This is a genomic window from Pseudomonas sp. (assembly GCF_030150285.1).
GTDB lineage: Bacteria > Pseudomonadota > Gammaproteobacteria > Pseudomonadales > Pseudomonadaceae > Aquipseudomonas.
Map to the genome: position 1 here is coordinate 198171 of NZ_JASLGE010000020.1, position 11065 is coordinate 209235.

The following is an 11065-nucleotide window of genomic DNA, read 5'->3' on the forward strand; positions in this document are numbered from 1 at the left end:
ACTGATTCACTGGCCCGGGCCACTTATTAATACGGAGGTTCTGCATGTCCGAAATCACCGGCCATAACTACATCGGCGGCTCGCGCAGTGCCGCTGGCACCACCACCCTGCACAGCCACGATGCCAGCAGCGGTGAACCCCTTCCCTACACGTTCAGCCAAGCCACCCCCGAAGAAGTCAATGATGCCGCCCGTGCGGCCGCAGCGGCTTACCCGATTTTTCGTAACCTGGCCGCCACCCGGCGGGCAGCCTTTCTCGACGCCATTGCGGACCAACTGGACGCCTTGGGCGATGATTTCATCTCGCTGGTGAGCCGTGAAACCGCCCTGCCCGGTGGCCGTATCCAGGGCGAGCGCAGCCGCACCAGCGGGCAAATGCGTTTGTTTGCCAACGTACTGCGCCGTGGCGATTTCTATGGCGCGCGCATCGATCACCCGCTACAGGATCGCCTGCCCCAACCGCGTCCCGACTTGCGCCAATGCCGGCTTGGCATTGGCCCGGTGGCTGTGTTCGGTGCCAGCAATTTCCCGCTGGCCTTCTCCACAGCGGGCGGCGATACCGCAGCCGCCTTGGCGGCCGGTTGCCCGGTGGTATTCAAGGCGCACAGCGGGCATATGGCGACAGCCGAGTGCGTGGCCAATGCCATCCTGCGCGCCGCCGACCTCACCGACATGCCCAAGGGTGTGTTCAATATGATCTACGGTGCCGGTGTCGGCGCAGCGCTGGTCAAGCACCCAGCCATTCAGGCGGTGGGCTTCACCGGCTCGCTCAAAGGCGGGCGCGCCCTGTGTGACATGGCCGCCGCCCGGCCGCAGCCGATCCCGGTGTTTGCCGAGATGAGCAGCATCAACCCGGTGGTGGTGTTGCCGGGGGCCTTGCATGCGCGGGGCGAACAGATCGCCAGCGAACTGGTGAACTCGGTGGTGCTGGGCTGTGGCCAGTTTTGCACCAACCCCGGGTTGATCATAGGCATCAGCTCGCCGCGTTTTACCGCCTTTACCGCCCTGCTCAGCTCACTGATGGCCGCGCAACCGGCGCAAACCATGCTCAATGCCGACACCCTCGCCAGCTACCGTAAAGGCCTTGGGGCACTGCTTGATCACCCGGGCGTATACCGCCTGGCGGGCAAACCCGTGGAAGGCAATCAGGCCCAACCGCACCTGTTCAAGGCGGATGTAAGCCTGCTGCTCGCCGGCGATGTGCTGTTGCAGGAAGAGGTGTTCGGCCCGGCGACCCTGCTGGTGGAAGTGGCCGACGAAGAGCAACTGCAGGCTGCGCTCAACAGCCTGCATGGCCAACTCACCGCCACGCTGATCGGTGAACCACAAGACCTTCAAGCCTATGCCGGGTTGTTGCCGCTGCTGGAGCAAAAAGCCGGGCGGGTGCTGTTCAACGGCTACCCGACCGGGGTTGAGGTCTGTGATGCCATGGTGCATGGCGGGCCGTACCCGGCGACGTCTGACGCCCGTGGGACATCGGTCGGCACCCTGGCCATCGACCGCTTCCTGCGGCCGGTGTGCTACCAGAACTGCCCCGATGCCTTGCTGCCCGATGCGCTGAAAGAAGCCAACCCGTTGGGTATCAATCGGTTGGTGGATGGCCGGTTCACAAAAGGCTGAAACAGTGGCACCCCTCTTGCTCGCGATCGTTCAAGAACGGCGTTTCAATCAAGCCACGACTAAAACCATCGCAAGCAAGCGGGCCTCAACCCGCTGCACCTTTTCGTCACGCCAGCAGCGCTTGCAAATCGTTGTACAGCGCCTTGGGGATCTGCACACCCTCCTTCTCACTGCGCGCACGGGCGTCGTAGCGGCGTTGCGACGGCAAGCGGGCCCCCTGGCCTTCGATGCTTTCGAACAACACCTCGGCCCGGGCCAAATGCTGCTCGGTGGCGGCCCCCAGGAAACGCTGCGGGTCGAACGCAATGATCAGTTCGCCGTGGTAGGGCGAAGACTTGCTGCCTGCGTCGTACGCCAGTGATTCGGCGCTGGTGAGGTCGCCGATCAAGGGGCCGGCAATCAATTCAACCATCGCCGCCAGGGCCGAGCCTTTATGCCCGCCAAAGGTCAACATCGCGCCGCTATCGAGCACCACGTTGGCATCGGTGCTTGGCTCGCCGTGGGCGTCAACGCCCCACCCCTCGGGAATCGCTTTGCCGGCGCGGCGATGCAGTTCGATGTCGCCACGGGCAATGGCGCTGGTGGCAAAATCGAATACAAACGGGTCACGCCCCGCACGGGGCCAACCGAAAGCAATCGGGTTGGTGCCAAACACTGGCTGGCTGCCACCCGCCGGTGCCACCCAGGCGTGGCTAGGGTTACAGGCCAGCGCCACCAGCCCGGCCGCGGTCAATTGCTCGATCTCCACCCACAAGGCGGAAAAGTGCACACAGTGGTTAATGGCCAACGCGGCAATGCCGTTGGCTCGGGTTTTTTCTTGCAGCAAGGGCAACCCCGCCTGGAAAGCCAACTGCGAAAACCCGCCCGCCGCATCCACCCGCACAATCGACGGTGCCTGGTCGATCACCTGCGGTACGGCATCGGCAGATACCTTTCCGGCGCGCAGGGAGTTGACGCAGCCCAGCACACGGTACAACCCGTGGGAGGCGCAGCCATCACGCTCCCCCGCCAATACCGTATCGCTTACCGCGCGGGCATGGGCCGCGTTGAAACCGTTATGCAACAGGATGGATTCGGCCAGCTGATGTGCTTGGGCCAGGGTCAGTCGGATCATGGTCAGCTCCTTGAACAGACCGTCCAGACTGGCTTATCGGTCGCCCTGAGGCTTGATCGCTTTAGCCACCCCGCATGACGAATATGGCACAGCCGACGCCATGCTTCAGTCCACCGGCTTCACCGACCACCGTGAACGGAACCATTGCTGTGCCGCACGCGCCAACGGGCGCGCAGAGAACATGCACAACGGGTGGCGCACCTGATGGAACACTTGCAAAAAAAGCCGGTAAAGCACCGGGTCATGCATCACCGCCCGGTACAGCAGGGCTTTGTACGCGTTAAAAGCCCTTGCCGACAGCGGGCCTTGGCGCTGATTGAGGCGGGCCTGCCACAGCACATCGTCGCTGACGGCGAGGCGCCAGGGCCAGGCCGTCACCTGTTGTTGAGCGCGCTGAAAACGGCGGGCGGTGCCGGGCCCCGCACGCGCACCGCTGAACAATTCACCCAGCATGAGTGCCTGCTTCACGGCCAGCGTCATGCCTTGCCCATACACCGGGTTAAACGCACAGGCCGCATCCCCCACGACCACCAGGCGCTGCGGCCAATCGCTCATAGTGGCGTAAGCCCGACGCTGGTTCTCGGTTCGCCCGTAGCGCGTGACTGACGACAGGCACACCGCCTTGTCAAGCAAGGTATCAAGGTCAGGGTTACCCAGCGTGGCCGCAAAGTCACGGAACGCCCGCTCATCCACACCGGGTTTGTCCCCCATGGCACCGTACAGCGTCACCAGCCATTCGCCGCGTTCGGTGTACACGGCATAAACCCCGCGCGGCTGATCCGGCACTCGGTTGAGCTGGTAAAGGGCCCCCCACGGCTGCGATGCAGTCTTGAATGTACAACTGGCATACACCACGCCCGCGTCCACAACTTCAACTGCGGGCGGTTCAAGCCCCAGTTGTTGCAGCCAATGCGCCATGTTCGAGAACCGGCCGCTGGCATCCACCACCCAATCCGCTGCCAACGGCGTAGGCAGTGCTGTGCCATCTGGGGTGCAGCGGCGCACCATGACCCCGCTGGCTTCGCGTCCAGTCATCAGTAACTGCACCACTTCATGCCCCTCAAGGCACTTCACCCCGTGCAAGGCCATGACACGCCGCCGGATGCTCGCTTCCAGCAAAGGCCGCGTGCACATCTGCAATGTCAACCCGACGGGGTTGAAAGGGATTCGTCCAGCGCTGCCCCAGGTACTGATGGACTCACCCTGATCGATCACTGCCGCCCCCGCCTGTTCCAGTTCGAGCCTGAGGCCGGGGAACAAGCTTTCAAGCATTGCTGCGCCGCAGGTGGTCAAGCCATGGGCGTGCCGTGCCTGGGGCACCCCTTTACGAAATTCCCGGGCATGACTGAGCGTGTCCCGCTCCACCAGTGTCACGCGCGTAAAGTATTTGGCCAGTACGCAAGCCGACGCCAAACCTGCAAGGCTCGCGCCGATGACGACTGCATGGTTGCGTGAATCCACAAGCGCACCTCCTGTCGGTAATTTGACACTTGAGCAACGAGCAGTCTCAAGCCATTGGATTTAATTGAATTCACCTTCTAGCCTCTAATAACCCTAGTCCAAAAAAGAATTTTCCCACATGACATCGTCTGAAGAGGAAAGGCTCATTCTGGTGGATGAGCATGATCAAGAAGTGGGGACCGGATCAAAATTGAGCGTCCATCAGGACGGTCTGCTGCATCGCGCCTTTTCCATCTTTATCTTCAATGGCCAAGGTCAATTGATGCTGCAACAAAGAGCGTGGGGCAAATACCACTCGGGTGGGTTATGGACCAATACGTGCTGCGGCCACCCACGACCGGGTGAAACGGTGGCGCAGGCCGCCCGACGCCGGTTGCAGGAGGAAATGGGCTTCGAGTGCGCGCTGCGCGAAGTCAGCCAACTGACGTACAAGGCTCAGGTATCCAGCACGTTGATCGAGCATGAGTTTGACCATGTGTTTGTCGGCCACTATGACGGCCCGGTACGGCCTGACAGCCAGGAAGCCCACGATTGGGAATGGATCGACCTTGAGGCGTTGCACCGCCAGCTCAAGCACACGCCGTCCTTGTTTACCGTCTGGTTCAAAGCCATTCTTGAGCAGCCCGGGGCTCAGCTTGAAAGTCTCAGGGCACACGCCTTGGGTCAAACAGGGGCCTGCCCGGCCAAGCCCGCGCCGCTGGCATCTCGACTCGAAGAGGCACTCGCCTATCAGCACGCGATTCTGCCCCAGGTTTCGCGCACGTTTGCCCTGACCATCCCGCAATTGCCCGCGCCGCTGAGTGACGTGGTGGGCCATGCCTATTTACTGTGCCGCATGGCCGACACCATTGAAGACGAACCGACCATGAGCGCTGAACTCAAGCACCACTATCAACAGGCGTTTGTGGAGGTGATTGCCGACCGCCAAGAGGCGCAGGCCTTTTGTGATGCGTTAAAGCCGTTGCTGTCGACCCAAACGCTGGCCGCCGAACGGGAGCTGATGGATCACTTGCCGTTGATGCTGCAGGTCAATCGTTCGCTTACAACGGCCCAGCGGGTCATCCTGCTCAATTGCCTGAAAGTGATGAGCCGGGGCATGCGTGAATTCCAGTACACCGTGGGTCTGGACGGCATGCCCAGCCGTCATGAGCTGGACCGCTACTGTTACTGCGTGGCGGGGGTGGTTGGGGAGATGCTGACCGATCTGTTTATTGATTTTGCGCCAGAACTGGCCAGCCAACGTGCCACGCTGTTGCGCTTGTCGATATCGTTCGGTACAGGGCTGCAACTGACCAATATTCTCAAGGACCAATGGGAAGATCGTCAGCATGGCGTTTGCTGGTTACCCCGCGACCTGTTTGCCGAACACGGTGTGGTGCTCCATACCCTGCAACCCGGCCTGCCAACGCCGGGGTTTATTCAAGGTTTGAATGAACTGCTGGGCACCGCCCATGCCCACTTGCAGCAAGGGCTGGAGTTCGCCTGCCTGATGCCGCAAAGACACACCGGCATACGGCTTTTTATTGCGTGGAGCCTGGGGCTGGCCGTGCTGACCTTAAGGCATGTGCACGCCCGGCCCAGCTTTCGCGGGGGTGCAGAGGTCAAAGCCAGCCACGCCGAACTGTGGGCCACCCAGCACCTCTCGCGCCTCTGTCAGCGTTCACCCAACGGCCTGCGTCTGTTGTTCAAAGGGGCTGCCCGCTCCTTGCCACTGACGCCGTTGAGCGCCGAATGGCAACAAGCCGCTGAGCCACACGCGTGGCCCAAACCGGGCATTGCCTTTTTGTCCGAGATCACCTGGGCCACGGAAGAGGATTTCAGGCCCGGTGCATAAGTACCTGTGAACCCTCATCGAACAGATGAAAGTGCTCGGCCACCCTCTCGATCAACGCCGCATCGCTGACCGGATTCAACCCCGGATACGCTCGCCCGTTGTAAGGGCCGCCGTATGTGAGCAGCGCTTCAATGTTGCCGCTGTGTTGGTACACCGAGCGCATCAACTGCCCCTCCAGATCCTGGCGGTCGAGGGCGCTCAGGGCGTAATGCAGGCCCAGCGCGCAACCGAACTCCAGCGCGCGGCTGTCGATACCGTGCTTTTTGGCCAGGTCGATGCTGCGAAAAATGCGTTCGTTGCGTTGCAACTTGCGCAAGGGATCTCGACCTACACGGGCGCACGGGTCCTTGAAAGAGTTCTTGCAGCGCTCCAGAAAGGTGGTGGCAAAATCCGTCACCGCCTGAGCCATGTGCGGGTACTCGGCCACCAGCGCCGGGCCCACCTCGTGGCGGATCAAACGCTCGGCCAGTGCGCTGACCCGCGCATCGCCCATGCCCTGGCCGACCCACGAATACCCCAGCAAACCGGCGTACCAGGCAATGATCGCGTGGGGGCCATTCCACAACAGGTTTTTCATGACCTGTATCTGGGTGATGTCGTCGACGGTTTTAACCTGACGCAAGCGCTCCAGCAGGTTGCTGCCGCGTTCGGCATACAGCGGCATGTCCGGCTCACTGTTGAACACAATCAGGTGTAACTGACTCAGGGCGTGGCTGGACTGGGCAAACGGCCGGAACCGTGCAATCAGCCGTTCGTATTCGGGCACAGGGGTTTTCGCTGAGCGCTTGGGGGGCGTGACGCCGTCGTTCAGGCTGTTCTGGAAAATCGTCGATTTGATGCGCAACTGCCGCACCAGCGCTTCACTGGAGATTTTCGAGACAATGCGGCTGACCACGGTCTCGGTAAAGTGGGTGTTATCCAGAATGGTCTGGCACAGCGCAGGCGAGACCTGTTGCAGTAACCGGCCTTGCACCTGGCGACGCACGAAATCCGCACCGCCGACCTTGTTCAGTACAATCAAAATCGTCAACGCTCGCCCTCGGCGCTGGAAACGACGGATCAACCCCTTGGCAATCACCTCGGCCTGTTTTCGGATCGCAGGTTCCGGCAGGCTCAGCCCGACAATCTCTGCGACGTCGTACATGCGGATCACCGCTTCGTCGTCATCCAGGTCGATCATGCGCAGGTTGTCCAGGGTCTGGTCGAAGGACGTAGCGCCATAACGCACGCTGTATCGGCCAAACGCCTGAATGGTTTCACGCAGCATGCGCGAGCGGGTCGCGGCAATGATTTCGCAAGGCCGGGTGTAGCCGTCCCAGTGCGAAAAAATCTGCGTCAGATAACCGCCACCCATTGCACCGAAGCCGTGGATACCCACGCTGAACTGGTTGAGTGTCTGCGGGAAAGGCTCGGTCAGTTCCGGGGTGCCAAGGTCGGGCATGCACTCATTCAGGTCACCCAGAAAGCCGTGCATGCTCGCGTACACCTTCAAGGCCCCCGCCTTGACCTGCGGTGCCGGGGGCTTGATGTCTTCCACCAAAATGGGTTGGCCGCCCGCACAAATAGCTGACAGCAGGCCATTTTCAGAGTCTTCGAGCATCAGGCAATGGTCCGGCAGGCAGTTGAGCGCACGGGCGGCGTCGAGGAAAATCTGGGGGTGAGGCTTGCCCTGGCTGACCTCGTCACCGCAGACGGTGACGTCGAAGTACTTCAGCACATTGGCATTAATCAAGTATTCCTCGGCAATCGCGCGGCGGCTGGACGTGGCCACCGCCAGGGTCAGGCCGTATTTGCGCAAGCGTTCGAGCACTTCCAGCAAACCGTCCTTGATCGGCACGCCATGGGCGCGCACATGGGCCAGTTCCAGCTCATCGGCGCGCTGACGAACCTGAGCATAAGGAAAGTCTTCACCGTGATTGGCCTTGGCCAGCGCTTCGGCCTTTTTGGCACTCAGGCCCAGTGAGCCGATCAGTGTGTCTTCACTCAGGGAGGTGCCGAAGACTTCGAGCGCGGCCTGCTTGAGGGTTTTGAAGCGCAGGCGCTCGGTGTCGAACATGGTGCCATCCATGTCAAAAATGGCACTGAAAATACGTTTGCCCTGGAAATAAATCATGGGGGTTACTCCTTGTCGCACTGATGGGTCATCGCAGACGGGGTGCGAACGACATCGAATGTTGCATCCAGATAAATAGCCGGGCAGCAGAGCACGCCATCAAAACGAGCGGCCGTGCGCCGGGTCGGCTGGCAATCGGAAAGGATCAGGCGTTGGGAGGGTAACCCTGAGGCCACAAACAGGACCGAGGGCAGGATAAAGCGAGGAGAGAGGTGAGGCAGAACACAAACCCTGTCGCTGCGCCAGGGCAGCTTTTGTCGTGAGGCCCACACGGCGCAATCAGGGAGGCGCCATGTGAGCCGTAGGGGCGATTGATACGTGTGATTCCATCCATAAGGGTTTTAATTGTCCTGTTAACCAAGAGTGACCTTTTTAGCTATACCCCATGCAAAGGCTCTAAATCAAGGCCGTAGCCCCTACCATGACCGATGGGCAGTGCACGGCAACTGCGCCAAGGCGGCCTGCACCTGTATGATGGGCGGTTTGAGAAAAGGCCTCGCAAGCGAGCTTGCACAAGGTTGCCATCATTCAGGAGCGTTGCATGGACAGGCTTTACCGGACTTTCAAGCAGGCAGAGTCCGCCCCCGAGTTTGCACTTAATCTGCTGACCTTCGGCCTGTTGCTGGCCACCGCCATGCCAACCGCCCACGCCGCGCCCACCGAGTTGCCGAGCACGGCGGTAACCGCCGATGACAGCCTCGGCTACGCGGCCGACAGTGCCTCAGTCGCAGGCTTTGAAGCCGCCCCGCTGCTCGACACGCCCGCAGCGATTTCAGTGTTTACCCAAGCCCTGATCGAAGACCAGCAAGCGCGCCTGCTCAGCGATGTGCTGAAGAACGACGCCTCAGTGGGCGAAAGCTATGCCCCCATCGGTTACTACGAAAACTTTGTGGTGCGTGGCTTCTCGCTGAACGCGGCCAGCAGCTACAAGATCAATGGCCGGACGATCACCGGCGAACAAAACGTCGGCTTGGAAAACAAGCAGCAGGTTGAGCTGCTTAAAGGCCTGGCGGGCTTGCAAAGTGGCGTATCCGAACCCGGTGGCGTGGTCAATTACGTGACCAAGCGCGCAGCCGACGTGCGCTCCGTGACGGTGGCCACCGATGATCGCGGCAGCGGCTACCTGGCCACCGATGTGGGGGGCTGGTTCGGCAGCGAGCAACAGTTCGGGGTGCGGGTCAACCTGGCCCATGAAGATATTCACACCTGGGTCGAGCATGCCAATGGCCAGCGCGATTTTGCCGCTGTGGCCTTCGACTGGAACATCAGCCCCGATGCGCTGCTACAACTGGACGTGGAATACCAGAACAAAGAACAACGCTCAGTACCGGGTTATCAATTACTCGGCGGCACCGAGTTGCCGCACCACGCCTCACCGAAGAAGCGCCTGGCGCACCAAAGCGGCTCCAAACCCGTCACGATTGACGCACTCAACCTTAACGGCAACTTTGAATACCGCTTCAGCGAGGCCTGGAAAGGCTCCCTCAGCGCATCGCGCAGCCGCGTGGTGATTGATGACTACAGCGCGTTTGCCTGGGGCTGCTTCTACCTGACCGAATGCGCAGGCGTAGACGTTGCCAACTCTTTCAGCCCCAGTGGCGAATACGACATCTACGACTTCCGCAGCCCTGATGACACCCGGCGCAATGACGAAGTGCAAGCGGTCTTGAGCGGCCAGTTCTCAATCGCCAACCTTGACCACGAACTGACCGTGGGCACCAGCGCGTTTCGCCGAGTGGTGGATCAGCGAACGTTGATCAACGAGCAGATCGGCACCGGCCAAATCGACCGCGAACCCGACACCTTTGCGCCCTCCGCATTGGCGCTGCAGGACAGTTACCGACGCCTGGACAGCCGCCAGTACGGCGTGTTCTTCAATGATCGCATCCGCTTCAACGAGCAGTGGCAAACCGTGCTGGGCGGGCGTGAGGTGCGGCTGGATGAACGCACGTTCGACGAGCAGGGCGACACCACCCGCCATACCCGACGCTATGAGTTCTTGCCCCAGGCTGCGCTGATCTACACACCCGTGCAGAACCTGTCGCTGTATACGCGTTACAGCAAGGGGCTGTCGTTGGGCGGGGAAGCGCCGTGGTTTGCGAAAAATGAGTCTGAAATCCTGCCGCCCACCGTGTCACGGCAAATCGAGGCCGGGATCAAGTATGACTGGCAGCGCCTCAGCCTGAGCGCCACGGTGTTCCAGATCCGTCAGGCTTATCAATACTCGCAACCCGATGGCGCAGGCCATTTCACTTACGTGCAGCAAGGCGAACAGAAAAACACCGGGCTGGAACTGGCCGCCAATGGCTGGGCCACCGAGCGCTTGCAAGTGGTGGCCAGTGTCGCGGCGATTCGCGCCCGGGTCACGGGCAGCGGCACCCCCGACTACGAAGGTCACCAAACCCTCAATGTGCCCACCCTGCGCGCCAGCCTGTACGGTGACTATGCCCTGCCCTGGGTGGAGGGCCTGGCCCTGCTCGGTGGCGTCCAGTACAGCGGCAAAAAGTACGCCAACCCGCAAGGCGCAACCGAAGTTGCTTCCTACGCCGTGTTCAACATCGGCAGCCGCTACAGCACCCGCATCGAGGGTTACGACACGGTGTTCCGGCTGACCGTCGACAACCTTTTCGACAAGCGCTACTGGCGCGATGTGGGCGAATACATGGGCGACAACTACCTGTTTCAGGGTGCGCCACTCAACGCTCGCTTAAGCGCGTCGATCAACTTCTAAACCCTGCCCGCCAGCCCCTGACATCCCGCCTGGGGTGTCAGGGCTGTGAGTCCTAGGCTCTGTACGAAATGTATCTGCGCTCGGTTATGCGGCGTTGAAAACAGGCTCGGAATGCTCATTTACAACCCGTAAACTCCGCTTCCTCGCCTGTTTTCGCCTTGCCTAACCTTCGCTCGAAAACATTTCGTACAGA

General features: G+C 61.0%; 6 protein-coding genes. 3 read left to right on the forward strand and 3 right to left on the reverse strand.

Features of this window, described 5'->3' with window-relative positions:
- The first annotated feature begins 44 nt into the window (after positions 1-44).
- On the forward strand, positions 45-1619 hold the full coding sequence (locus Q1W15_RS03525; RefSeq protein WP_300720224.1) for an aldehyde dehydrogenase (NADP(+)): 1575 nt from the start codon (positions 45-47) through the stop codon (positions 1617-1619).
- Between the two features lie 106 nt (positions 1620-1725).
- On the opposite strand, the gene Q1W15_RS03530 is transcribed toward Q1W15_RS03525, so the two are convergent.
- Both Q1W15_RS03530 and Q1W15_RS03535 read right to left on the reverse strand, forming a co-directional pair.
- The gene (locus Q1W15_RS03530) at positions 1726-2733 is read right to left on the reverse strand and encodes an Ldh family oxidoreductase (RefSeq protein ID WP_300720226.1); all 1008 of its coding nucleotides are present in this window, start codon (positions 2731-2733) and stop codon (positions 1726-1728) included.
- 105 nt (positions 2734-2838) lie between these two features.
- Positions 2839-4194 (reverse strand): NAD(P)/FAD-dependent oxidoreductase, encoded by a 1356-nt coding sequence (locus Q1W15_RS03535; protein WP_300720228.1) that lies wholly within the window; start codon positions 4192-4194, stop codon positions 2839-2841.
- 118 nt (positions 4195-4312) lie between these two features.
- Here Q1W15_RS03535 and idi point away from each other — a divergent pair, with 118 nt between their 5' ends.
- Positions 4313-6028 (forward strand): isopentenyl-diphosphate Delta-isomerase, encoded by a 1716-nt coding sequence (gene idi, locus Q1W15_RS03540; RefSeq protein WP_300720229.1) that lies wholly within the window; start codon positions 4313-4315, stop codon positions 6026-6028.
- Here idi and mtlD read toward each other — a convergent pair.
- Positions 6012-8141 carry a bifunctional mannitol-1-phosphate dehydrogenase/phosphatase gene (gene mtlD / locus Q1W15_RS03545; RefSeq protein WP_300720230.1) on the reverse strand — a complete coding sequence of 710 codons (2130 nt, stop codon included), beginning with the start codon at positions 8139-8141 and terminating at the stop codon, positions 6012-6014. The genes idi and mtlD overlap by 17 nt on opposite strands.
- A 541-nt stretch (positions 8142-8682) precedes the next feature.
- Here mtlD and Q1W15_RS03550 point away from each other — a divergent pair.
- A complete protein-coding gene (locus Q1W15_RS03550; protein WP_300720232.1) occupies positions 8683-10872 on the forward strand; it encodes a TonB-dependent siderophore receptor in 2190 nt (729 codons plus the stop codon).
- Positions 10873-11065: the final 193 nt, after the last annotated feature.